The organism is Gemmatimonadaceae bacterium, assembly GCA_037721215.1.
Taxonomy (GTDB): domain Bacteria; phylum Gemmatimonadota; class Gemmatimonadetes; order Gemmatimonadales; family Gemmatimonadaceae; genus UBA4720.
Genome location: JBBJNV010000007.1, coordinates 92,600 through 116,274 on the forward strand (window position 1 = coordinate 92,600; position 23,675 = coordinate 116,274).

Annotated in this window: 23 protein-coding genes and 1 tRNA gene; 8 read left to right on the forward strand and 16 right to left on the reverse strand. The window is 59.6% G+C overall.

Annotated features, from left to right (window positions below; genetic code table 11):
• Genes rpoN through WKF55_05215 form a run of 8 tightly spaced genes read left to right on the forward strand, consistent with a single transcriptional unit; the run spans position 1 to position 9,136 of the window.
• A complete protein-coding gene (gene rpoN / locus WKF55_05180) occupies positions 1-1,455 on the forward strand; it encodes an RNA polymerase factor sigma-54 (protein ID MEJ7758968.1) in 1,455 nt (484 codons plus the stop codon).
• Complete coding sequence (locus WKF55_05185) at positions 1,452-2,462, forward strand: glycosyltransferase family 2 protein (protein MEJ7758969.1); 1,011 nt, start codon at positions 1,452-1,454, stop codon at positions 2,460-2,462. Before rpoN ends, WKF55_05185 begins: the two co-directional genes overlap by 4 nt.
• Before the next feature lie 3 nt (positions 2,463-2,465).
• Positions 2,466-3,629 carry a glycosyltransferase gene (locus WKF55_05190; protein MEJ7758970.1) on the forward strand — a complete coding sequence of 388 codons (1,164 nt, stop codon included), beginning with the start codon at positions 2,466-2,468 and terminating at the stop codon, positions 3,627-3,629.
• Positions 3,626-4,552: a lysylphosphatidylglycerol synthase domain-containing protein gene (locus WKF55_05195; GenBank protein ID MEJ7758971.1), complete on the forward strand. Its 927-nt coding sequence runs from the start codon at positions 3,626-3,628 to the stop codon at positions 4,550-4,552. The genes WKF55_05190 and WKF55_05195 overlap by 4 nt, the downstream gene beginning before the upstream one ends.
• A 4-nt stretch (positions 4,553-4,556) precedes the next feature.
• Positions 4,557-7,016, forward strand: a complete 2,460-nt coding sequence (locus WKF55_05200; GenBank protein ID MEJ7758972.1) for a hypothetical protein — start codon at positions 4,557-4,559, stop codon at positions 7,014-7,016.
• Positions 7,009-7,731: a polyprenol monophosphomannose synthase gene (locus tag WKF55_05205; GenBank protein ID MEJ7758973.1), complete on the forward strand. Its 723-nt coding sequence runs from the start codon at positions 7,009-7,011 to the stop codon at positions 7,729-7,731. Before WKF55_05200 ends, WKF55_05205 begins: the two co-directional genes overlap by 8 nt.
• Positions 7,732-7,787: 56 nt before the next feature.
• Positions 7,788-8,633, forward strand: coding sequence for a diaminopimelate epimerase (gene dapF, locus WKF55_05210; protein ID MEJ7758974.1), 846 nt, complete (start codon positions 7,788-7,790; stop codon positions 8,631-8,633).
• Positions 8,633-9,136: a DinB family protein gene (locus tag WKF55_05215; GenBank protein MEJ7758975.1), complete on the forward strand. Its 504-nt coding sequence runs from the start codon at positions 8,633-8,635 to the stop codon at positions 9,134-9,136. The genes dapF and WKF55_05215 overlap by 1 nt, the downstream gene beginning before the upstream one ends.
• Positions 9,137-9,425: 289 nt before the next feature.
• Here WKF55_05215 and WKF55_05220 read toward each other — a convergent pair whose 3' ends face one another.
• The 16 genes from WKF55_05220 to WKF55_05295 form a co-directional block, all read right to left on the reverse strand.
• Complete coding sequence (locus tag WKF55_05220; protein MEJ7758976.1) at positions 9,426-10,094, reverse strand: tetratricopeptide repeat protein; 669 nt, start codon at positions 10,092-10,094, stop codon at positions 9,426-9,428.
• A 209-nt stretch (positions 10,095-10,303) separates the two neighbouring features.
• A tRNA-Arg gene (locus tag WKF55_05225) sits at positions 10,304-10,377 on the reverse strand.
• Between the two features lie 95 nt (positions 10,378-10,472).
• Complete coding sequence (locus tag WKF55_05230; protein MEJ7758977.1) at positions 10,473-10,745, reverse strand: acylphosphatase; 273 nt, start codon at positions 10,743-10,745, stop codon at positions 10,473-10,475.
• Between the two features lie 3 nt (positions 10,746-10,748).
• A complete protein-coding gene (locus WKF55_05235; GenBank protein MEJ7758978.1) occupies positions 10,749-11,231 on the reverse strand; it encodes a hypothetical protein in 483 nt (160 codons plus the stop codon).
• A 4-nt stretch (positions 11,232-11,235) separates the two neighbouring features.
• The gene (locus tag WKF55_05240; GenBank protein ID MEJ7758979.1) at positions 11,236-11,895 is read right to left on the reverse strand and encodes a protein-L-isoaspartate(D-aspartate) O-methyltransferase; all 660 of its coding nucleotides are present in this window, start codon (positions 11,893-11,895) and stop codon (positions 11,236-11,238) included.
• Positions 11,880-12,641 (reverse strand): 5'/3'-nucleotidase SurE, encoded by a 762-nt coding sequence (gene surE / locus WKF55_05245; protein MEJ7758980.1) that lies wholly within the window; start codon positions 12,639-12,641, stop codon positions 11,880-11,882. Before surE ends, WKF55_05240 begins: the two co-directional genes overlap by 16 nt.
• Positions 12,641-13,357: a glycosyltransferase family 2 protein gene (locus WKF55_05250; GenBank protein MEJ7758981.1), complete on the reverse strand. Its 717-nt coding sequence runs from the start codon at positions 13,355-13,357 to the stop codon at positions 12,641-12,643. Before WKF55_05250 ends, surE begins: the two co-directional genes overlap by 1 nt.
• Complete coding sequence (locus WKF55_05255) at positions 13,354-13,719, reverse strand: MerR family transcriptional regulator (GenBank protein ID MEJ7758982.1); 366 nt, start codon at positions 13,717-13,719, stop codon at positions 13,354-13,356. Before WKF55_05255 ends, WKF55_05250 begins: the two co-directional genes overlap by 4 nt.
• On the reverse strand, positions 13,719-14,699 hold the full coding sequence (locus WKF55_05260) for an NAD(P)H-dependent glycerol-3-phosphate dehydrogenase (GenBank protein MEJ7758983.1): 981 nt from the start codon (positions 14,697-14,699) through the stop codon (positions 13,719-13,721). The genes WKF55_05255 and WKF55_05260 overlap by 1 nt, the downstream gene beginning before the upstream one ends.
• 11 nt (positions 14,700-14,710) lie before the next feature.
• Entirely contained in the window at positions 14,711-15,334 is a 624-nt protein-coding gene (plsY, locus tag WKF55_05265) for a glycerol-3-phosphate 1-O-acyltransferase PlsY (GenBank protein MEJ7758984.1), read from the reverse strand.
• Positions 15,335-16,642: a ribosome biogenesis GTPase Der gene (gene der / locus WKF55_05270; GenBank protein MEJ7758985.1), complete on the reverse strand. Its 1,308-nt coding sequence runs from the start codon at positions 16,640-16,642 to the stop codon at positions 15,335-15,337.
• Positions 16,639-17,925, reverse strand: coding sequence for a DUF512 domain-containing protein (locus WKF55_05275; protein ID MEJ7758986.1), 1,287 nt, complete (start codon positions 17,923-17,925; stop codon positions 16,639-16,641). The genes der and WKF55_05275 overlap by 4 nt, the downstream gene beginning before the upstream one ends.
• A gap of 56 nt (positions 17,926-17,981) precedes the next feature.
• Positions 17,982-19,808: an excinuclease ABC subunit UvrC gene (gene uvrC, locus WKF55_05280; protein MEJ7758987.1), complete on the reverse strand. Its 1,827-nt coding sequence runs from the start codon at positions 19,806-19,808 to the stop codon at positions 17,982-17,984.
• 44 nt (positions 19,809-19,852) lie between these two features.
• The gene (murJ, locus tag WKF55_05285) at positions 19,853-21,421 is read right to left on the reverse strand and encodes a murein biosynthesis integral membrane protein MurJ (GenBank protein MEJ7758988.1); all 1,569 of its coding nucleotides are present in this window, start codon (positions 21,419-21,421) and stop codon (positions 19,853-19,855) included.
• Positions 21,418-22,950 carry a bacillithiol biosynthesis cysteine-adding enzyme BshC gene (bshC, locus tag WKF55_05290; GenBank protein MEJ7758989.1) on the reverse strand — a complete coding sequence of 511 codons (1,533 nt, stop codon included), beginning with the start codon at positions 22,948-22,950 and terminating at the stop codon, positions 21,418-21,420. Before bshC ends, murJ begins: the two co-directional genes overlap by 4 nt.
• Positions 22,947-23,666, reverse strand: a complete 720-nt coding sequence (locus WKF55_05295; protein MEJ7758990.1) for a class I SAM-dependent methyltransferase — start codon at positions 23,664-23,666, stop codon at positions 22,947-22,949. Before WKF55_05295 ends, bshC begins: the two co-directional genes overlap by 4 nt.
• Between the last annotated feature and the right edge of the window lie 9 nt (positions 23,667-23,675).

A 23,675-nucleotide genomic window follows, 5' to 3' on the forward strand; every position in this document is an offset into this window, starting at 1 on the left:
ATGAGTCAGTCCACACAGCTCAGGCAGGAGCTGAAGATCAACCCGCGGCTGTACCAGGCGATGGACCTGCTCTATATGCCGCTGCTCGACCTGCAGCAACACCTCAAACAGGAACTCCTCAACAACCCGTTCCTCGATCTTGTCGACCAGGAAGATGAAGAAGAGGACGATCAAGCCGAGCCGGAAGCACCCGCCGAAAACCCGGAGGAGAAAGAACGGGGCGACGAGATCGACTGGGAAGAAATTCTTCTCGACGGATTCGATACTGCCGGGGGGCGACGTGAAGAATACGAAGAGCGCGAATATTACGAGCCGGTCACGGTAGCGACTCGCGATCTGAGTGACCACCTGCGCGAGCAGGTGAGCCTGCTCGCATTGAATCCCCGCGAGCTTCTGCTCGCCGACGAGTTGCTGGGCAACATCAATGACGACGGCTATCTCGCCTCCACGATTGAAGATATCGTCAGAGTGCTCAACGAGCTGATCACTCACGCGGCAGAGGAAAACGATCGTGAGATGGCGGACATCCCGCTCTACACGACGGCCGACGGCGAAGCGATGCTGAAGACGGTGCAGGAACTTGATCCCGCCGGCGTTGGGGCGCGGGACCTTCGCGAATGCCTGTTGCTTCAGCTCGAGGAAGCCGGCCTCAACCAGTCAGTACCATATCGGCTGGTCCACGATTGCTTCGATGAGCTCATCGCTCATCGCTGGAGCGAGATTTCGAAGCGGTTTGGAATCACCGCCACCGACGTGCAGAAAGCTGCTGACGAGATAGCCAAGCTCGATCCGAAACCCGGACTGCGTTTCAGGTCGGGCGACGAAAATTATATAATTCCCGATCTCATCGTCGATAAGATCGACGGCCACTATCACATCTTTCTGAATGACGCCAATCTACCCCGTCTCAAACTGAGTCGCGCCTACCAGGAGATCGCGCGCGACAAGAAGAAGTTCGAAGGCGAGAACAAGGAATTCATCTCGAACAAGCTCAACTCTGCGAACTGGATGATCCAGGCCATCGAGCAGCGACGGCAGACCATGCTCAAGGTCATGAACTATATCGTCGACCGTCAGCGGGAGTTCTTCGAGAAGGGTGTACAGTTTCTCAAGCCTTTGACTCTTCGCGAGGTCGCTGAAGTGATCAACATGCACGAGTCAACGGTGAGCCGCGTGACGAACGAGAAGTTCGTTCAGACACCCCGGGGTGTGCTGGCATTGAAATTCTTTTTTTCCTCAGGGCTCGCAACAACGGACGGTGATGACGTATCCGCACGAGGCATCAAGGCTCAACTCGAAAAACTCGTGCAGGATGAGGATCCCAAGCATCCGCTCACAGACCAGGCGATCGTCAACATTCTCCGGGAGGACGGCGTGCAGATCGCGAGACGCACTGTCGCCAAATACCGCGATCAACTTGGAGTGCTCTCAGCCCGCATGCGCAAACGGATATGACCGCGTTGCAGGTCGATCCTGCCCCGTTTACAGGAGGTACGCCGCTCACGCCTCGCACCGGTGTGCCGGTCGTCAGCGTACTCGTCCCGGCAAAGGATGAAGCCGATAATCTGTCGCTATTCATGGAACAGGCGGCGGCGACCTTGGCCAGCGAACCAGGGAAGTACGAGGTGATTGTGGTTGACGACGGTTCCATCGACGGTACCTGGGAGGTACTTCAGTCTCTCGCCGCCCGGTATGCGTTCCTTCATCCGGCCCGTCACCGCGTGAGGCGCGGAATCGCCGAGTCTCTTCGGACGGGTTACCTGAATGCTCGCGGGTCGATTCTCGTCTTCTATCCGGCCGATCTCCAGTATCTGCCTGAAGACATTCCCAGGCTCGTTGCTCCCATCATTGCCGGTGCTTCGGACATGGTGACCGGGTACAAGCAAGGTGAGTACGAGAAAGCGTTCGTTTCAGGAGTGTACAACAAACTCAGCCGGTCTCTGTTCAATGTCCCGGTTCGCGACCTCAATTCGGTAAAGGCGTATCGGAGGGAAGTGATGGACTCTCTGCCCGCACGCCCGGATTGGCACCGCTACATGGTAGTCATGGCCGTCGCACAGGGCTTTTCTGTGACCGAAGTTCCGGTGCCGCTGTACCCCCGGCACGCGGGCAAATCCAAGTTCGGGCTCTGTAGAATTCCGGTTGGCGTGATCGACATGCTGGCGGTGTGGTTCGAGCTGAGATTTGCCAAAAAGCCGTTGCTGCTTTTCGGGATGCTTGGCGCCGGACTTTTCCTGATTGGCGTTCTCGCGGGTATTTCAGCGCTGCTATGGCTGATTTTCGCGGATGAAGGGGTGCGGGCCGTGTGGACGTTGATTCAGAGTTGTCTCATCCTTGGAAGCGTTTTCTTCGCCACTGGCTTCATCGGAGAACTTGTTGCCGCACAACGCGCAGAGACTCGCGAGCTTCGCGCGCGAATCGAGGAGCTGGCGCAGGGAAGGGACGGAAACCTGACCCGATAGCTGGTGAGAGTTCTCTTTCTCACCCATTCGTTCCCGCGCTTTGCCGGCGACGCGGCCGGTTCGTTTCTTCATCGGCTTGCCTCGGCCCTCCGCGACGAGAATGTCGACGTTCACGTCATCGCACCGGCGGCTCCGGGACTGAAGGAGTCAGAATCCGTTGACGGCATTCCTGTAGAGCGGTTCCGTTACGCCCCTCACTCGCTCGAAACGCTCGCGTACACCGGCACTATGGCGCAGGATGTGGCCGGTTCATGGACCGCGAGACTCGCGCTGCTCGGCTATATGGGCGCCGGTCTGGCGAAGTCGCTGGGCGCGCAGCGCCGATTTGCGCCTGACGTGATTCATGCGCACTGGTGGTTCCCGTCAGGGGTACTTGGCGCAGCGGTTTCGCGATATTCGCGCGCGCCGCTGGTGACGACCATGCACGGCACCGATGTCCGGCTCGCACGGAGCATCCACGTTAGCCAGCCGTTGTTCCGTAACGTGATGCGCCGGTCATCGCGCGTGACAGTTGTGTCGAGCTGGCTGGCCGCGGAAGTCATCGCGATCGTGCCCGGTATCTCTCCCATTGTTGCGCCGATGCCCATTGCAGCCGAGAAGTTCAGTCCGGGCGGCTTGCGCAAGGTGAGTCGGTTTCTTTTTGTGGGCCGTCTCAACAGGCAAAAGGGATTGCAACACCTGTTGCACGCAATGGCGCGATTGGATGACAGCGTTGAGCTCGATGTTGTGGGGAACGGACCGGACGATCGAGAGTTGAAAGCGTTAGCCGCAGCCAGCGGACTGCACGGCCGAATCACGTGGCACGGGCAACTGAACCAGAGCTTTCTGCAGGCACTTTACCGGGCAGCTACAGCGCTCATCGTTCCTTCGATTGACGAGGGGCTCGGCCTGGTTGCCGCTGAAGCATTGATGTGCGAGACGCCGGTAATTGCATTCCGATCTGGCGGGTTGACCGATGTTATCGAGCACGAGCGGACCGGGCTTTTAGCTTCCCCGGCTGACCTGGACGAGCTTGTTGCGGCGATGATGCGTATTCTGGCACGCCCGGCGGAGGCAATCGGTTTTGGGAAAGCGGGCAGGATTGCAGCCAGCGAGTTGTTCCTGCCAGCGCCCGCCGCGCGCCGGTACGCCGCCATCTACCGCGATGCTGCCGGGCCGAAGTCTTGAACCGGAATCAGCGCAACGCCTTTGTTGCAGCGCAGTGGATACTCGCTCTGGCAGTGCTTTGGTTTGCGTGGCACTCGCTCCGCGGCCAATGGAGCGAAGCGGCAGGCGGACTCCAGCATCTGCAAATCCGATGGAGCTGGGTTGCGGGCGCGACCGTCATCGTCTTCCTGACCTACGCGCTCCTCATCGAGACTTGGCGAAGGCTGCTGGTGGCGTGGTCGGCTGATCTCTCTTTCCGTACAGCCTCTCGCATCTGGTTCATATCGAACCTTGGCAAGTACATCCCGGGGAAGATCTGGTCGATCGCGGCGATGAGCATGATGGCCCGGGACAATTCGGTTTCTCCGGTGGCGGCGGCCGGATCCTCCATTCTCATTCAGATCGTAAGCATCGCGGCAGGAATCGGGGTTGTACTCGTGACTGGCGCGCAGGCCGTCGACCGCCCGTGGCTGGCAGCGCTGATCGGCGGGGCCATGCTGGCCTCCATTGCCGCCACTCCTTATGTATTGCCCGTGATCGTTCGCCGGACGGCGCGGCTCTTCGGAAGGGAAGTGACCGTTCCCGCACTTGGCAGTGCGACAATCTGGGGCACATTTGCAAGTGCGGCTCTTTCGTGGGTTGCGTACGGAATTGCGTTTCAGTTTTTTGTGCGGGGCGTCCTTGGGGAAGCGGCTGGCGCGACAACTTCTTACGTCGCAGTTTACGCCGCATCGTACATCATTGGTTTTCTTGCGCTTTTCGCACCGGGCGGTGCTGTAGTGCGCGAGGGAGCAATGGTCGCTGGCATGCTGCGCCTTGGACTTTCCAGCCAGGCGGATGCACTGACCATCGCAATCGCATCCCGGCTCTGGCTAACCGTCGTCGAGTTGCTGCCCGGCCTAGCATACCTCGCCATCCGGCGGGGGTCCAGCTCAACCAATTGATATAATGGCAGAAACTACCGGCGGCAGTGCGACTATCGCGCAGGATAGCCCTTCATCGTCATCGGCTCGCAAGCCACCTTCGCGTTCTGACGTGAACGCCGCCGGCACGGCGGAGCCTCGGTGGGGCGGGATCTGGGCAGCGCTGACCTACGCCGTCTGCACGATGGTGCTGGCCTATCCTGCACTCGGGGGGAAATTTCTGGCCGGGCCGCACAGCGACCAGTTCATTGCCGGCTACGCGTTCCGCGAGTTTGGAGCGAGCACGCTGCAGGCACTGGGGCAGTTCCCGCTGTGGAACCCGTATCTGTTCGGCGGCCTCCCATTCGTTGCGGCAATGCACGGCGACATTTTTTACCCGACTTTTTTGTTGCGGATGTTGATGCCAACCGACGTTGCCATGACGTGGTCATTCATCATCCACATGTTTCTCGCGGGCCTTTTCACTTACCACTTCCTGCGCGTAAGCGGATTCGGATTTTTCGGTTCGCTGTTTGGCGGTATCGCCTACATGATGAGCGGTCAACTCGCCTCACTGGTTTCGCCCGGCCATGACGGCAAGCTCTATGTAAGCGCACTGTTGCCCCTCTCCCTGTGGATGCTTACCCGCGGACTTCGCGATGGAATGAAATGGAGCTGGGGAGTGCTGGCGGTTGTCATCGGCCTTGCCGTGCTCAGCCCGCACCCGCAGTTGCTCCAGTACCTCCTTCTCGCGGCAGGCGCCTACTCAATTTTCCTCGCTGTATCGACGGTGAAACGGGGGTCACTGGAGCGAAGAGATGCGTTCGTCAGGCTCGCACGGGCGCTGGGAGCGGTGATCCTCGGCATGGCGATGGGGGCAATTCAATATCTCCCGGTGAGAGAGTACGTCGCCTGGTCTCCACGAGCCGGCGGCATCTCAGACTATTCCACCGCAACGTCTTATGCGTGGCCACTGAAGGAAATCTTTGATGCGTACCTGCCGCAGTTCACGGGTATGCTCGATGCCTACTGGGGCGAGAACGGTATTCATTTTCACAGCGACTACATCGGGGTGGTAGTGCTCGTCGTTGCCGGCGCGGCCTTCTCGAAATACCGCCGCGACCCGGCCAGGGGTCAGCTCCTGTTCTGGGGGCTGACTTTTGTCATCTCGACGCTTTGGGCATTCGGTGGCGACACCCCGTTTTACCGCATTCCGTATGCGCTGGTGCCGGGCACCAGATATTTCCGCGCCCCTGAGACAGTCTTCTTCGTTGGGACCCTCGCTCTGGCTTTTCTCTCCGCAGCGGGGGTTGAAAGAATTCTGAGCGGGGAAGTGAGCCGCCGCTACGCAGTCGGCTGGCTCGTCTTTTCAGGACTGGTCGTCCTGCTCGGCTCGACCGGCGCACTGACGGCAATCGCGCAAACGCTGGCCCCCGATGCGGCTGTCGATAGCGTCGACGCGAACTCACTGCAGATGATCCTGGGAGCATGGCGATCGTTTGCATTCGTGGTAGCCGCCGTCGCGCTAATACTCTACTTCAAGCGGGGAAAGTTCTCGGTACGAGTTGCAGGGTGGGCGTTCGTGGCACTGGTTGCAGTGGATCTGTGGACCGTGATGCGGCACTACTGGATTTTTTCTCAGCCCGCCGCCACTGTCTACGCCACCGATCCTGCGATCGACCATATCAAGTCAGAGCGCCAGCCGGTACGTGTGCTAGCCGTTGAATTCGTTCGGTCGGGCCGAGACCCCAACCTGATTGGAGACGGATTGATGATCCACGATATCCGAACAGTGCTCGGCTATCATGGCAATCAGCTCGGGCGTTACAACGAGCTGTTGCAGAAGGATCAGGGATATCAGCAGGTTCTCAATCCGAACGTCTGGAAGCTTCTCAACGTGCGATTCCTCCTTACCAACGTGCCGGATGTGGGATCACAGGTCCCGGGTGCGCAGCTGGTGGTGGGACCGGTGACAGATGCGGCCGGCGTGACCGTATTCCTCTATCGGCTTCCGGGAGAAAACCCATATGCCTGGGTCACTCCCGTGATCGTCAAGGCGGAAGATGAAGCGGTAGGCCAGACGATACTCGACCCTCGCTTCGATGTCAGACGCGCGGCCCTTTTCGGGCCCGATGTGCCTGTCACGGCGGTAGCGAACCTGGCGGCGCTACCTGAACCGCTGCCAATCTCCACCACGGTCACTAGTTACGCCCCCGGAAAGGCGTCAATTCGGCTTTCTGCACCGGCGCCCGCAGGCGCTGCACTCATGATATCCGAGAATTACTACCCTGGATGGCGGGCTACCGCCGATGGAAAACCCGCTGTGGTCGGCCGCGCTGACTATTCACTGATGGGCGTTCAACTGCCTGTCGGCGCAACAAGTGTAGACCTGGCATTTCATAGCGAACCCTACGAGCGCGGAAAGCTGATTACATTCGTGGCTCTCGCGTTGGCGCTGGCGTTGACCGTTGCAGGCGTCGTGGCAGAACGGAGGAAGCGTGGCTGAACGAGCGCTGGTGATAGTCCCCACATACAATGAAAAGGACAATATCGCGCGTTTGATTCCGGCGGTGCTGTCCCAGAATGCTTCGATCGATATCCTTGTCGTTGACGACGGATCTCCCGACGGGACCGGCGCGATCGTCGATTCAGTTGCCGCCTCCGAACCGCGAGTACACTGTCTTCATCGCGCTGGAAAGATGGGACTGGGAACGGCATACCTGACCGGGTTCAAGTGGGCGTTGGAGCGCGACTACCAGCTGGTGTTCGAGATGGACGCAGACTTTTCTCATGCGCCCGAGATGATTCCGCTGTTCCTCAAAGCCATCGAGAGTGCTGATCTGGTGATTGGATCGCGATATCAGAATGGGCAGGTCAATGTAGTGAACTGGCCCATGAGCCGGCTGTTTCTCAGCTATTCAGCCAACATTTATGCAAGGCGGGTGACGGGGCTTCAGATCTTCGATGCCACCGGTGGTTTCAAATGCTTCCGGCGGAAAGTCCTTGAGGCAATCGACCTAACTGCCGTGAAATCAAATGGTTATGCCTTTCAGATCGAAATGACGTTCAGGGTCTGGAAAAAGAAATTCCGCATTGTCGAAATCCCGATCGTCTTCGTCGACCGGACTGAAGGATCAAGCAAGATGTCCAAACAGATTGTCCGTGAGGCCGTCCTGATGGTGTGGCGCCTCAGGTGGTGGTCGATCGCGGGCCGGGTATGAGCAGCGCGCCCCGCCTGGGCAAAGATGCTGATGTGAGCGGTCGCGATTTTTTCAAAATGAGTGGATCCGGGAATGATTTTGTGTTCCTGGAGGCCCGTCCGGGCAGCGTAGACGGACTCGAAACATCTGTTGCCGTGCGTGCGCTTTGTGCGCGCGGCACGGGCGTGGGCGCGGACGGCGTTGTATTTCTGCGGGGAAAGTCCAGCAACACTATCGCTATTCGCTACTACAACAGCGACGGCTCGCTCGGCGAACTGTGCGGGAATGCGACGCTATGTGCCACGAGACTGGCACACGAGCAGGGGATGGTTGTCGGCGCTGAGCTCGCGATCGAGACGGACTCCGGGGTGGTGAACGCGCGCATGGTGGATGGGCTGCCAGAGATCGACCTCGCCCCGGTCACCGAAGTGAACGGGATAGTTACGAGGATCGAACGCCGGCCGGCTGAATCAGCGATGGGATTTGCGCGGGCGGGCGTTCCCCATGTGGTAATCGTAGTGGACGATCTGGACGCCGTGGATGTGCGTGGACGGGGGTCGCAAATCCGGCGAGATTCTTCGCTTCGGGACGGTGCTAACGTGAATTTTGTCGCTTCGTCTCCGGGCGGCAGTTGGAGGATGAGAACCTACGAGCGCGGCGTTGAGGGAGAGACGCTCGCATGCGGCACTGGCGCTGTCGCCGCGGCTATTCTCCTCACCGAATGGGGAATGGCATCGTCACCTGTTACGCTCGAGACGCGCTCGGGGCGAATGCTCGCTGTGACGATACGCCGGGACGAAGGATCATGGTATCCGTCTCTTCGTGGAAGCGCCGATATCGTTTTCGCGGGACAGCTGCGGGAGGGATTCGAGACCAGCCGTACCCCGGGGTCACACACTTCAGACAGTGGAGATGCTGGATAATGATCAACCAGACATTGCTGGGTGAGTTCGATCACGAGATGGAAAACACTCGCCGGATTCTTGAGCGGGTGCCGATGCATAATGCCTCCTGGAAACCCCATCCAAAGTCATTCAGCCTTGGCCAGCTGGCACTTCATGTCGCCGAGTTGCCTGGTTATGCAACAATGACGATTACTCAGCCGGAGCTGGACTTCAATCCTGCAGGCGGAGCGAAGTTCGAGCGTGCGAAGGCGGATACGACGGAGGAGCTTGTCGCTGGCTTCGAGCGCAGCAGAACGGCTGCCAGGGAGGCGATCGAGGGGGCGTCGGACGCCACATTGATGGAGACGTGGGCGCTCAAGAACGGTGGCAATGTCATCTTCGCAATGCCAAGGATCGCGGTTCTGAGAGGTTTCGTGATGAACCATATGATCCACCATCGGGGTCAGTTAACCGTGTACCTGAGGCTGAACGACATTGCGTTGCCGGGTATCTACGGGCCGTCGGCCGACGAACCGATGTAGGTGCCGCGATGCGCTTGGCCATAGGATCCTGCCAACAGCGAGCGAAGCCGGCGGTGGTTCGTGCCGAAGACGTGTCGACGAGTCATCTGACTTGCCACACAGCTAAAGCGTTTTCGACGCCGCATGTCGTAACACAAACAGAACGAACGAGTTATAAGCGGAACAAATAACCGAAGGATGGCGGTTCTCCACATTCCATCATCAGTTGGAGTTTACATAACATATATTATACGTACTAACCCGCCCCCGGTTTGTGAAGGGGTGGCGGATTCCCGTCGGCTTACTGGCGTCAGCTCCTCGGCTGCGGAGTTGCCGACATCTCGCCGAGGCGAACGCGCGCTTCGCCAGCCACGACGCTTTTTGAATCCTCCGCCAGCGGCGTCCACAAACGCTTGGCATCGGCTGGTTTCCCGGCAAGCTGATACGACCGCGCGGCAAAGGATTGATACCGGTGTCGGTCGGCATCGAACCGAGCCGCCGTTGCCGCCTTCTCATATGCAGCGCCAGCCTCCGCGTACTTCTTAAGCTGTTCGTAGCCCGCCGCCATCACAAGGTGAACCGAGGCGCCAAACTCTTTCGACCCGCTCGCACCGTCCGCCGCCTCGCGCAGCTGATTGACGCCTTCCTGGTACTTGCCCTGTTCGTAGAGCACCCGGGTGAGGAGGAGCCGGCCCTGGATTGCCCCATCACTTCCCTCATAGCGCGTGACCATTTTTTTCAGGTCAGACTCGGCCAGGGGCAGATTGCCGGAAGAAACGGATCGCTGGGCGGAATAATAGGCACGCTCAGCCCGCTCGTGCTTCAGATCCTGAGAGCGGTTATAAAACCACAATCCGCCGGTTGCGGCGATGAGGACGACCGCGCCCAGGGTTAGCCGCTTGTTGTGGAGCTGAAGCCAATCGCTCATCGACTCGGTGCTGCTGGAGCGGGTTTTATATGGAGTTGCAGGTTCGGTCATCGTCGCGTTATCTGAGGTTTTTGTCGGGAACTTGCGATCATTCGGGAGACCGCGCCGGCGCCCGAAACTTCAAAAGTCTTTGCACTCGGCTCAATCACGGCTGTCATTGGCTCCAAGGAACATATCGGAGCGCCGTCGGTGTCTCAACTTCACGAGCCAGACCTGAGCTCCGGAGCGGTACCACGAGTGCCTGAAACGTCTTCGGGAAATGCCCTCGGGGCGACTCGAACGCCCGGCCAACGGTTTAGGAAACCGCTGCTCTATCCACCTGAGCTACGAGGGCTCGATTGTTCTGAACAACTCTCAATCTTAAACGGTCCCTTCGCGAAATTCCGCGCACGCGCCGCAAGAGTCGTCGCCCATAACGCAATCTGGTCGTCATTTTCGCATCGCGAAGGGAAACTCCAGCTCCCCCGTCACCGGTGCGAGGTCGACAACAGAAACAACGTGGGCACCATCAGGGCCGCTCTGAACCGCCCTCCGAAACTGTGCCAGACTCTCCTCGCCCCCGCTCGCGGCAATTTCGACACTGCCGTCGGGCCTGTTGGTCACCCAGCCAGCGAGACTGAGCCGCCGCGCCGCAACTCGCACGAACCATCGAAATCCCACTCCCTGGACCCTCCCCGACACACGTATATGCGCCTCCGACATCCTTCAGCGCCAAAGCTCGAGCATCGCCGCGAGTGCCGCCGCAACCGCAGCCTCCGGTGGCGTGCCTCTGAACTGGTCGATCGACAGCTCTCCCGATCGTATCTTCCGCGCGATAGCGTCGAGGGCGAACGCCACTTCGTCGGCGGTTGGATGATTGGTACCGAGCGTACCGCGAAATCCCCAGGCATCGTGCGCCTCGCTGCTTACCGGAGTCCAGTCTGTCGCAATCCACGCCGCTTCTGCATCGGCCTCGTCCTGCGGCGCTCCAAGCTGGGCGACATCGCTCCAGTCGTATGACTGCCACGAAGCAAGCGCCCATCCGTCAGCGTCCAGCTCCAGCTCGGCATTGAGCTCCGGCTCAAGGGCGAACTGGCCCGCGGCAGCCCGATCCTCGAGGAAATCATCGATCGACGGAAGCGAGTCGAGATATCGGTCGATGAGATCGATTTCGCCGCCGAAAAAGGGTGGATGCAGGCGTAAACCCATGTCGCTATTCTTCCCATCCGTGCTTTCCAACCAGAGGCACGAATCGCACGGGCGCAATATCCTCTCTCTCGAGCTCATCACCCACTCGGGTAAACAGGTTCAGAATCTGCTCATCCCGCTGACCGAGCGGAATCAGCAGCCTGCCCCCTTCCGCGAGCTGCTCGGTGTACGCCGCCGGAACCTCAGGAGCAGCTGCACCTACCAGAATCGCATCGAAAGGAGCGAACTGTCTCCAGCCAAGCGTGCCATCCCCGAGCATGAACGAAATATTGTTCGCACCCAGCTGACTCAGAACTTCCCGCGCCTTGTCGAGCAACGGCGCTATTCGCTCGATCGTGAAAACCTGCGATGCGAGCCGTGAAAGCAGCGCGGTCTGATAGCCCGAGCCAGTGCCCACTTCAAGCACTTTTTCAGTGCCCTTCAACCGCAGCAGCTCGAGGTAGCGCGCGTGAATAGACGGTTGCGAGATGGTCTGACCGTTGCCGATGGGCAACGCGGAATCCTCGTATGCGCGGTGACGCACGCCGGTCGGCACAAACGGATGCCTGGCAACGCCGTCAATCGCGTGCAGCACCGACAGGTCGCGAATCCCCTGCGACTGCAGCAACTCCACCAGCCGCCGCCTTGCGCCCCTGTACTCCTGAGGTTCTACTGGTCGCGCCACCAGCTTCCCGGCGTGTCGAGAATCGCGTGATGTGTCAGGTCGAGATGCAGCGGCGTAACCGATATGTAACCCTCTTCAATTGCGCGGAAGTCGGAATTCTCGGGGCCGGACCACTCGATTGATCCTCCGCCAATCCAGTAGATCGGCCGGCCCCATGGGTCTTCCATCTTCCTTATCGAATCGGAATACACACGCCGCCCAAGGCGCGTAAGTCGTACTCCCGCGATGTCACTTCCCCGGCGCGGCGGCAGGTTCACGTTCAACAGCGTGTCCCGAGGAAAATCCGGCAGTGTCACGAGGTGCTTGAGTAACGCAGTAAGCGGTCCGATCTGGTCGTCGAGCATTGAAACGTCCGCTCGCAAATCTCCGCCGGCAAACGAGATCGCGATCGAAGGGATGCCAATGGAGATTCCCTCCATGGCTGCTGCAACAGTTCCCGAGTAGAGAACATCCTCGCCCATATTCTGGCCATGATTGATGCCGCTCAACACAAAATCGGGACGCTCCGGCATCAGCGCTGCCACTGCCAGCATCACGCAATCGGTGGGAGTGCCGTCGACCTGCCAGCGACGCTCGCCGCGGGAAACCGGGCGCACGGGATGATGCAATGTCAGCGAGTGGCTGGTTGCGCTCTGCTCCCGGTCTGGAGCCACGACAGACACTTCGCCAAGCGGTTCTGCTGCCGCGATGAGGCATTCGAGACCCTTGGCGAGGATTCCATCATCATTGGTGCAGAGCAAACGCATTACTTCATGTCCGTGATTGAAGAGACGCTCCGCGGCGTGTACTTGCGCAAGGCGCCGCCAAGATGACGCACGAGTACGCGGATAACGAGCAAGGCGTCGCGAAACTCGCGAAAATAACTTGGCGGTCCGTAGATGGTCGAAATAGGCACGTTCGTAATGGTGAACCCTGCGCGAGCCGCACGGATGATGAAATCAGTTTCGTATTCATAGCGGTCACCGACGCCCTGTATTTCCTCAATGACCTCGCGCCGGAAGGCGCGGAACCCGGATTGGCTGTCGCCGACTGCGCCGCCTGACACAAAGCGGGTCGCCACCGTCGACAGAAAGTTCGCAAATCTCCGGCGCCTCGGCATCTGCTCACCCTGGAGGTCGCGCGTTCCGATCGCGATGTGGTATTGGCCCAGGGCCGATACCAGCGACCGAGAAAAAGCGGGATCGTGCTGGCCATCCGAATCGATCGAAAGTACGGCATCGCAATCGTTCTCCAGCGCAACCGCGATGCCTGCGCGCAACGCAGCGCCCTTCCCCCGATTCTGCTCAAATCGAATCGCGCGGTCACACACGGAACGCAGCAGCGCTGCCGTACCATCATCGGAGCCGTCATCCACACCTACAATGAACGCGGTCGGTAGTGCCTTCCTGAGCCCGCGCACAACAGTTACCAGCGTTTTCTCGGCATTGTATGCGGGCACTATAACCACGATCCGGCGACTCATTCCGGGATTTCTTCTCCGTCGAGGATCGCGGCAATTTCCTTGAGCTCCGCTTCCATTGACTCGATTGTCTGAGCATCCAGCGCGGAGCGAGCAACGGTGCGCAGCTCCCCGCTCTTGCGATACTCATCGATCTTCTGGCGAGCGCCGTCGATCGTGTATTTCTCAGTGTACAGAAGCTGCCGCACGAGCATGATCAGCTCGATCTCCCGGCGCTGGTAAACACGGTTCCCCGAGCGGTTCTTGGCGGGGTGCAGGAATCTGAACTGGCTCTCCCAGTAGCGAAGCACATGGGGTTTGAGATCGGTCAGATTACAAACGTCCCCCATCGAGAAAAACTCGCGCACCGGTTCAGCGGCGGGCATCAATCAGCTTCCGTCCGGAGCTCGCGGGTCATCAACGAGTGTATCGCATCCCGCGGCTGGTCAGCCTGAAACAATACCCGGTACACAGCATCCACGATCGGCATCGCAACCCCCTCGCGCGTGGCTAACGCGTGCGCACTTCGCGTTGTCATCACTCCCTCAGCGACGGTATCCCTTCCGGCAAGTATTTTCTCCAGTGGCGCCCCTCGCCCTATTTCGACACCGACACTTCTGTTACGGCTCAGCGACCCGGTGCAGGTCAGAACCAGATCGCCAAGACCCGCAAGACCGGCAAATGTCGACGCTTCCGCGCCAAGTCTGACGCCGAGCCGGGTCATTTCCGCGAGGCCCCGTGTGATCAGGGCCGCGCGGGCGTTGAATCCCAATCCGAGACCATCGGCAATGCCCGTTGCCACAGCCATCACGTTCTTGAGTGACCCTCCAACCTCAACGCCGGTCACATCGGTGTGAGTGTAAGCCCTGAATTGCGTCGAGCTGAATACAGTCTGCATCAGCAGGGCATCGGCAGGATCGGTCGCCGCAACCACGACCGCAGTGGGTTGGCGGGCCGCCACTTCGGCGGCGAAGCTCGGCCCTGAGAGGGCCACCACACGTGTACCCCCCAGTTCCTGCGCAGCAATGTCCGTCATCAGAGATAGCGTGTCCTGTTCGATTCCCTTTGACGCCAGCACCAGTGGTGTCGTGGTGCTGATGAACTCGCTCGCATTTTTCAAAATCTCCCGTGTGACGTGTGAGGGAGTCGCAACCGCTATCAGCTCTGCACCCTCAAGCGTTTCGCTCAATTCATTGCAGGCCCGGAGTGTATCGGAGAGCTGGCAGCCAGGCAGGAAACGCCGGTTCTGGTGGGACCGATTTATCGTTTCGACAACATCCCATTCATACGCCCAGATCCGAACTTCATGCCCGTTGCGCGAAAGAAGATCGGCCAGCGCCGTGCCCCAGGCTCCCGCCCCGATCATGGCGCACCGCACTATGTGGTGCCCGCGCCTTTTCCGGCACCGCTACGAATTCGCGGCTCTTCGCCACGGCGCAGGCGCGCGATGTTTGTACGGTGCGCATAAACTACCAGCAGGCCGATTGCCAGACTCACAGAAAAAAGCGGACTCGCGACGCCGCGCCAGGCGAGAACGGCCAGCGGAAGCGCGAGCGCTGCTGCAATCGATGCAACACTGACAATCCTGGTTAACGCCAGCGTCACAAGAAAAACGCCAAGCGCGATCAAACCAGCGAGCCATGCCAGTCCGAAGAACACGCCACCACCCGTTGCAACCCCCTTCCCTCCTCGCTTGCCAAGCAGGAATAGGGGAAAGACGTGACCGGCAATTGCCGCTACCCCGAACGCTATTGCCCATAGATCCGGACGGGCAGCGCGCGTGACCGGCGGCAACAGCAACACTGGCAGCAATCCCTTCAACGTGTCGCCAAGATACACAACACCTCCGATCGCCGGTCCCAGAACGCGGACGGCATTTGTTGCACCGAGGTTTCCGGAGCCGTGCTCTCTCAAATCGAGCCCGCGCATTTTGCCGGCGAGTAAGGCGAACGGAATCGAGCCCGCCAGATACGCGAGCAGCACCCCTGCGGCCGGATGCACCTAGGCTGATTTCTTCCGCATGACGACGCGGAGCGGACTCCCCATGAATCCCCACGATTCCCGAAATCCATTGTGCAGGTAGCGGATGTAATGCTCCTGAACAAGGTCTGGATTGTTTCCAAACACAGCGATCACGGGTGGGGTCGTCTCTACCTGAGTTGCGTAGTTTAGCTTCACCTCCCGTCCTGCCGCCTGGGGCGGTTGGCGTCGTGCGAGGAGCTCCTCCAGACGGGTGTTGACCTGCGAAGTCGATATCCGCTTCGCACGCTCTGCCTCTACCTGCAGCACCACTTCGAGAATCTTCGTAACCCGCTGGCCACTGGTGGCCGAGGTGAAAATGAAAGGCACGAACTTGAAGAAGGGCGCTTTCTCCCCTGCCTCCTTCTGGAACTTGAACGCCGAATTGGTCTCCTTCTCGGCGAGATCCCACTTGTTTACGACCACCATCAGCCCGCGGCCTGCCTCCCAGGCCAGCGCCGCAATTTTCAGATCCTGATTATGCAGGCCTTCCGTTGCATCGATCACAAGAATGCAGATGTCCGAGCGGTCGATAGCTCTGCGGGAGCGGAGCGAGGAATAAAATTCGATTCCATCGTCGACGCGCGCCTGGCGTCGCAGCCCCGCTGTGTCAACGAAAATGATGTCGCGGCCATGATATACCATGGGCGTATCGATCGCATCGCGCGTCGTTCCCGATACGTCGGAAACTACGAGCCGTTCTTCTCCGAGGATGCGGTTTACGATCGATGACTTGCCGACGTTCGGCCGCCCGATCACAGCCACTCTCAGCGCCTCGGTCGCCTCTTCCACGACCTCCGGGATTCTCTCGACAACGACATCGAGCAGATCTCCCGAATTCTTTCCGTTAGTCGCTGAAACCGGTACTGGATCACCAGCGCCGAGTGAATAGAACTCGTAGAAGTCGGTCGACTCGGGCACGTCCACCTTGTTGGCGACAAGCACCCAGGGCTTCTGCGCTTCCCGCAGCAGATCGACGACGCGTGAATCGCTCGGGTGCAGTCCTGCTTTCGCATCGACAACCAGCATCATCAGGTCGGCCTCCCCAATCGCTTCGATCACCTGTCGACGGATCTCGACATCCATCGGCACGCGGGGATCATCGGTAAGGCCGCCAGTGTCGACAAGCCAGAACTGACGGCCGTTCCAGTCAGCCCGCGCGAAGTGGCGGTCACGGGTCGTGCCGGCTTCCTCACTGACAATAGCGCTGTAATCGCCGACAATCCGATTGAAGAGGGCTGATTTTCCGACGTTGGGCCGGCCTACGATCGCGACAACGGGAATGTTCACGCTGCGACCGCCAGATGCTGTGTACTCAAAATGTCGATGAAATCGTATGAAGGGAAAACCGGCATCGGCAGCCGGTTGCGGAGCTCATCGAAGACGATGTCGTCGAGAAATATTCGGTCCTCGTTGATGGACTCTGCGGGGATGAGCGCAATGTCCAGATCACCGCGAGACGCAAGTGCGCGCTCGATATCGGCGCCGACGAGAAGGCCGGCGGTCGTGATCGTCGGGCCAAAAAGCGAGTTTTCGGTCTCGATAATCTCGAAGGCGGCGCCCGTCGCCAGAGTCAGGTGCTCGACGATGCCGGGCATGATGGACGTCATCGCCATTCCGGTGACGATGCCTATCCGTACGCCATCGAGCCGCGGAAGCCCAATAAGCCCCAGCCTCACCCGGTCTCTCAGCGACGTTATCGACCCAATTCCGTTTTCAATCTGCGCGAACTCGCCATAGTGGCTTGCATCTGGAAGCTCCTGACCAGCGAGCAGATATAGCTCGTCCGATCCGAACACCCAGGTGTCTCCACGTTCCCGCTCCCCGCGCCTGCTCCAGTTTCCGACCTGTTCCAGAAGTGTTGTGGCGCTGAGGGCGTCCATTCCCTGCCCGCTGTAGAGATGCGAAAACTGCGTCAATCCCACCGGCACCACGGCCGCGGACAGGACCGCCTCGCCGAGGTTCCACAAATCGGAAAGGGATTCTTCGAGAACCGCACCATCGTTCAAACCGGGAACCACAACCATCTGACAGTGAAACTGGATGCCGCCGCGAGCGAGGCGGGTCAGCTGCTCGACGATGTTCGGCACCCGCGGATTGTTCAGTAGAACCTTGCGAGCTTCCCAGTTGGTCGCATGAACAGACACATATAGCGGCGAGAGACGATACTCCAGAATTCGGGCGATGTCCCGATCTTTGACATTGGACAGCGTGGCAAAGTTCCCATACGTGAAGGAGAGCCGATAATCGTCGTCGCGGATGTAGAGATTCCGCCGCAAGCCCGGGGGCAGGCCTTCAATGAAGCAGAACTCGCATCGATTTGCGCACCGACGCACATTCGGCGGCTCGAGTGCAACGCCCAGCGATTCACCGTCCGGACGCGCGATCTCGAAGACGATCTCATCGCCGTCCGGTTGCCTGGCCTCGATGACCAACTCATCATCGGCTGTAAGAAATTCCCAATCGAGAAAGTCGAGCAACGCGCGTCCGTTCACCGACCTGAACTCCGTGCCGGCAACCACTCCGATCTCTTCAGCGATACTGCCTGCTTCAACCCGCGACACTCGTACCATAGCTAAAGTAATTTAGAGACTGCCTCGCGGAAATCAAGGAAACATCGGTGCTTAGCTCATTGCACAGGAGCCGTGGCCGCAAGGGTTTCCAGCAGCTTGCGGGCCCGTTCCTCGGTAAACCCCAGCACCTTGGCGATCGTCTCCGGCCCCGCATCCCGAACGCCCTGGACGCTGCCGAATTCCTGAAGGAGGCGGCGGCGTTTCACGGGCCCGATGCCCGGCACTTCGAGCAACGCCGAAGTCACTGTCCGCATAGTTCGCCGCTTTCGGTTATATGTGATCGCAAATCGATGCGCTTCGTCTCTGAGCTGCTGCAGCAGCCTCAACGCTGTCGATCTGCGAGACATTCGAATTGAATCCTGCCGTCCCCACACAAATACTTCTTCCTCACGCTTCGCGAGACTGATGAGCGGCATGTCTCCGAGACCAAGCGGAACGAGGGCTTCGTGCGCCGCTGACAACTGGCCCTTGCCACCGTCAATAACAATCAGATCGGGCAAGGTTTTCTCGTCCGTGATTCGCCGCTGGAAGTAACGCGAGACGACTTCCCGCATCGACGCGAAGTCATCCGTTCCCTCCACAGTTTTCACTTTGAACTTTCGATACTCGGCGCGCTTTGCCCTTCCGTTTTCAAACCAGACCAGAGAGCCGACGGTGTCTGTACCCTGCGCTGTCGAAATGTCAAAGCATACCATTGCGCGAGGGAGCTTCTGCAACGATAGCTCCCGGCTCAACTCGTAGACCGGATCGGCAGCTCTGGTTCCCGCTTCGTGGTGGCTTGCGAGGCGCTGCTCTTCCAGGAGGTGTCTGGCATTCTGTTGGGCCAGGTCCACCAGCTCCCGGCGCGGGCCTCGCTGAGGAACATGCACCCGCGTTTCACCGAGCGTCTGTTCGAGCACCTCGCGGTCGTCAAAATCGAATGGTACGAGGAGATCGCGGGCACGCTCACGGAGGGGCACATAGGTGAGCGCCAGATACGCGGAGAGCGCGGTGGTATCCTCTTCCCCGTCGAGATTTTCCAGAAAGCGATGCTCCCGGGATAGCAGCTTCCCGGAACGGACCCTCAGCAGAGTGACACAAGCGTCGCCGGCGTCCCTGGCGTACCCGATGACATCACGGTCGCCGCCTTCGACCTCGAGCACCACGGTCGGCTCCTCCATCCTTTCAATATGCGCAAGTGCGTCGCGAAGCTCGCCGGCTCTTTCGAAATCAAGTGACTCCGCTGCGAGCTCCATCCGTTCGCGAACCCGCCGTACGACCTCCCCGGGCTTGCCGTCGAGGAAAAGAAGCACTTCATCGATCATCGAGCGGTATTCAGGCTGGCTTTGCGCAAGGATGCACGGCGCCTTGCACCTTTTTATGGAGTAGTCGAGACACGGCCGCTCGGGCATTTCGCGCGGCATGTCATAGTTGCAGGAACGGACGGTAAAAATGCGCTTGACGACGTTGAGCGCCCGCCGCATCGAACCCACATCAGTGTACGGCCCAAAGTATCTGGCCCCGTCGTTCTGTAACTGGCGCGTGACGTACACCCTCGGGAAGCTTTCCTGAATCGTGACTTTTATGTACGGATACGACTTGTCGTCACGAAGTGCGATGTTGAATCGCGGCCGGTATTCCTTGATCAGATTTGCTTCGAGGATCAACGCGTGGGCTTCAGTCGGGACGACGATCGTCTCCACGTCAGCAATCTGATTGACGAGGTGTCGCGTTTTTGGGCTGCCCACGTGATCAGAGCCGAAATAGCTTCGAACGCGCGAGCGAAGTTTCTTGGCCTTGCCCACGTACAACGTGGTTCCGTCTCCCGACTTCCAGAGGTACACGCCGGGGCCGTCAGGCAGGTGTGGCAGTTTCCTCGCGACGCTATCCGGGATCGACCTCATCCTTAATTATACCTTCAGTGGCGAGCGCCGTTCGGTGCTCCCGTCTACAGCTTGCGGCGGATTCGCCCGGTAAGTGACACTGCCTCAGGTACACCTATGAGGGTAGTGATCAACAGATAGGAAAGGCCATAGGATGTAAGAATCACGAGTGCTATCCATACCGTGTGGCGGCCGTCCAGGCCGAGCTTGAAGCCCCATCCGATGGCGGCGGACGCGAGGGCTGCCAGCCAGAGTTTTATCGTGAATGCGGCCGGTATGGACGTTTTTCCAATCCGCCTGGTCATCTCCCGGCGGAGAAGATAGAATTCGGCCCAGCCGGATATGCCGGACGCCGCCGTGAGGAAGGCGACCCCCCAGCGCGGATTCAGTCCAAGCCATCCTGGAAGGTAAAGGGCAGCGATGTATCCAAGCACGCAATTGAGAGTCACCCGAACAACCGCGTACCGAAGCGGCGTGCGTGTATCCCGCAAAGCATAAAAGGTCGATGAGTAAAGGCGGCCCCAGGTTGAAGCAAGCAGGCCGATTGTCGATCCGGCAAGAATCTGCCATATCCAGACGCTGTCGCTGCGCGTGAACCGCCCCGACTCGTAAAGCGCTGCCGAGACGACGTCGCCGAGGGCGAGAAAAGCTATCACGGACGGGATTATGAAAAACGCAATTCGCTCGAGGCCACCATCGAGTCTGCCGCGAAGATACGTCGAAATTTCCTCCATGGTCCCGGTGGCGCTCGCCATCATTGGAAGCTCTGCCGCTGACACTGCCATGCCGAAGAGGCTGACCGGAAGGGTGTAAAGCACCTGTGCATAAGCGAGGGTAGCGACCGCGCCCGTCGGCAGCCAGCTCGCAATGAAGGAATCGATGAACGCGGATATCTGCACGACGCCACGTCCCACGAAGGTCGGCAGAAATGTGCGAGACACGTTTTGGAAGCTCTCACTTCGAAAGTTCAGGCTGGGCCGAAGTCGTCTTACCAGTCTGAGAACGAACGGAATCTGAACGCCGAACTGCAAAGCGCTTCCCACCACCGACGCCCAGGCAAGGATCTGGGCGAGACGCGGCAGCGCGGTTCCGGCGCCGTACCAGAGCAGCGTCCCGATCATCACCAGATTCCACATTACCGGAGCTGTATAGCTCACGAAAAACCTGCGATGGCTGTTGAGAATTCCCAGACACCACGCAGAAAACACGAGCAACCCCGCCCCGGGGAAAAAAATCCTCGTCAATTGAACAGTGAGCTCGCGCTTTTCGCCGCTGAAGCCGGGGGCGATTGTACCGACGAGGGCCGGCGCTAGCAGCACTCCTGTCAGAACAAGGACAGCCGAAACGAGCGCCAGAGCTGCGATCACAGTTCCGGCCAGCCTGCCCGCCTCTTCTTCCTTCTCGCGTGCTATCAGCCCTGCATACTCCGGAATGAAGGACGCCGACAGCACACCTTCGCCAAACATATTCTGGAGAAAATTCGGTATCCTGAAGGCCGCATTGAATGCATCGGCGGCGATCGACGTACCGAAGTAGTAGGCAAAGACTTTTTGACGGACGAGGCCGGCAATACGGCTCAGAAAAATGCCTGCGCCGACGAGAAACGCAGCGCTGCGGGATCGGTCGGCGCTCATGCCAGAGCGATCGCGTGCGGCTCGATCTCCCGCATTACCTCATGAATCAGTGTCTCCCCGTGCCGCGCGAGCAGCGGGACGATGTTGAGTGATCGCTCCTGAACAGCGTCGAGTGGAAAAAGTGCAGCCCTGGCCGAGGCAACGTCGGTCAGATCGGCATTGCCACGTCGTTTTACGGCGGCGGCATACCGGCGCTCGAGTCGATCGATCTGTCGCGCAACGTTGTGCCTGAGCCCCTGGACAACCCGCGACGGTACCAGCCCTGACCCTTCAGCGGCAACGATCGCATCGGCAGCTGATTGTATGGACTCCCTTATATTATCCAGGCTGCTCCTGAGCTCTGGTGGCAGCGACGCGCGCGCCATTTTTGTTGTCGCCGCGTGCGGGTCGCGCAGATCATCGATCGACAGGCCATGTTTTTCGAGAATGCGATCTATCCGTGGCTCGACGACCATCCCGGCCCATCGGGGAACGACGAGCGGTACCGGAGTATCCAGTGCCTCTGCAACCGCGGATATCTGAGCGAAGTAGGCGATCTCCGCCGGTCCGCCTACATACGCAACTGTCGGGATGATGGAGCGCTCGACGATAGGCCTCAGCAGTACGTTGGGTCCGAGATTGCGCAGGTCTGTTGCCGTGGCCGCGGCGTCTGCCGCGCGTGTCGTCACGCGGTTCCGGTTGCCATCCTTCTCTCGGAACACCAGGCTCCTGCCCTTTACCTGCCTGACTTGAACCGAGTGTCCAGCAGAAGTCAGTTCAGCAGTCCGTGATTCCAGCGCTGATTCCACTGCGGTCGCCAGTCTCAATGCATCACGAACCACCGGCAAGGCAGCGGCTTTTGTTGCAGGGTGAGAAGCATCGACGACTGCGATTCCCAACGGGCTGAGGATCGACCTCAGCAGTGATAAATATGCGCCCCCAAGGGTCTGCGCCGGCGAATAGGCGCGACGTACGATGTCGAGAATGCCCGCGTGCGGTGCTGAGCCTGATGCGCTCGCCAGTTGGGCGAGCTGCTCGCTGACATCCCCGAGGGGCATCTCGCTGAGGGTGCTCCCGGTTTCAGGGAGCGTGTCGATGCCAATTCTGAAAGCATGGTCGTGCAATGCAACGGCTGTCGACGCTGCCTCGAGGAAATCCGAGTCATCGGTTCCTGCCCAGAATATCGGAACGATCGCGCGGCCAGTCAGCGATTCGAGGTGATCGGCAAGAGCCAGGGCGGAGAGCGCCTTCCACCAGGTATACAGCGGCCCTCCGAACAGACCCGGCTGTTGTCCGGTCGTTACCGCAAACCCTGATTCCGCGGCGCGCTCGAGCCTTTGTGCAGCGACGCCTGTTGCACTCATCGCCGGCGCGATCGCCGATAGCCAGTCTCTGCCGACCAGCGACGCCCGCATCTCCTCGCCACGCCGTGTCCACTCGCGAGCGCCCGACGGACGCCTCACGTACCATTCGCTCACACCAACGCCGCTGATGGCCGGCTCTGTAAGCAACGTTCCGCGCAAGGGAGTGGAGACGACCCGGACACTCACTGGCGTTTACCGAAAATGATCACGCGTGGCGAATGACGCTGTAGCGGCGCGGCCATGTAGTCGCCATGACAACCGGTCACTTCGAAACCGGAGTCTGTCATCATGCGCGTCAGTTCTTCCGGCGTGAAAAGCCTGACGCGCTCTACGAATTTCCGCGCTTCGCCGCGGATTCTGATTGTCTTGACGACATAGCGCCCATCGTCGGTGATCTCCCTCGTCTGCTCGACGATCTTCCCATCGATGACTCGCTCATCATATGGCACCAGATTGGTACGCACGCGCCCGGCGTTCAGAAAATCGATGACGAACGTACCGCCGTCGGCCGTCACTCTCGCTACTTCATCGAATACGAGACGGTGTTCCGCATCGGTCTCGAAATAACCGAAGCTGGTGAACAGATTGACGACGAGGTCGAAAGCACCGTTTGCAAACGGGAGAACCCGCATGTCCCCCCGTACGAACGAAGCGGGTGATTCTTCCTGTTTCGCAAGCCTCAGCAGAACTTCGGAAAGGTCGATGCCGAGGGTCCACCACCGGTCGGCAAGGGAGCGTGCGTGCCGTCCCGCGCCACACGCAACGTCCAATACCCGGTCTACCTCACGGCCGGCGACCGAGCGTTCGATGAGCTCGATTGCGTGCTCCGCTTCGGCTTCATCCCGATGCGGGTACAGCGCCACATAGTCCTCGCCGAACCATGATTCGAACCACTCAGACATCCGCGGCGT

Coding starts and splice junctions, on each gene's coding strand:
- WKF55_05215 (MEJ7758975.1), top strand. CDS start 8,633: ATGATCAACCAGACATTGCTGGGTGAGTTCGATCACGAGATGGAAAAC.
- murJ (MEJ7758988.1), bottom strand. CDS start 21,421: ATGAGCGCCGACCGATCCCGCAGCGCTGCGTTTCTCGTCGGCGCAGGC.
- surE (MEJ7758980.1), bottom strand. CDS start 12,641: ATGCGTTTGCTCTGCACCAATGATGATGGAATCCTCGCCAAGGGTCTC.
- WKF55_05230 (MEJ7758977.1), bottom strand. CDS start 10,745: ATGTCGGAGGCGCATATACGTGTGTCGGGGAGGGTCCAGGGAGTGGGA.
- WKF55_05275 (MEJ7758986.1), bottom strand. CDS start 17,925: ATGGTACGAGTGTCGCGGGTTGAAGCAGGCAGTATCGCTGAAGAGATC.
- dapF (MEJ7758974.1), top strand. CDS start 7,788: ATGAGTGGATCCGGGAATGATTTTGTGTTCCTGGAGGCCCGTCCGGGC.
- rpoN (MEJ7758968.1), top strand. CDS start 1: ATGAGTCAGTCCACACAGCTCAGGCAGGAGCTGAAGATCAACCCGCGG.
- WKF55_05220 (MEJ7758976.1), bottom strand. CDS start 10,094: ATGACCGAACCTGCAACTCCATATAAAACCCGCTCCAGCAGCACCGAG.
- WKF55_05235 (MEJ7758978.1), bottom strand. CDS start 11,231: ATGGGTTTACGCCTGCATCCACCCTTTTTCGGCGGCGAAATCGATCTC.
- WKF55_05200 (MEJ7758972.1), top strand. CDS start 4,557: ATGGCAGAAACTACCGGCGGCAGTGCGACTATCGCGCAGGATAGCCCT.
- WKF55_05185 (MEJ7758969.1), top strand. CDS start 1,452: ATGACCGCGTTGCAGGTCGATCCTGCCCCGTTTACAGGAGGTACGCCG.
- uvrC (MEJ7758987.1), bottom strand. CDS start 19,808: ATGAGGTCGATCCCGGATAGCGTCGCGAGGAAACTGCCACACCTGCCT.
- WKF55_05250 (MEJ7758981.1), bottom strand. CDS start 13,357: ATGAGTCGCCGGATCGTGGTTATAGTGCCCGCATACAATGCCGAGAAA.
- WKF55_05255 (MEJ7758982.1), bottom strand. CDS start 13,719: ATGCCCGCCGCTGAACCGGTGCGCGAGTTTTTCTCGATGGGGGACGTT.
- WKF55_05260 (MEJ7758983.1), bottom strand. CDS start 14,699: ATGATCGGGGCGGGAGCCTGGGGCACGGCGCTGGCCGATCTTCTTTCG.
- WKF55_05295 (MEJ7758990.1), bottom strand. CDS start 23,666: ATGTCTGAGTGGTTCGAATCATGGTTCGGCGAGGACTATGTGGCGCTG.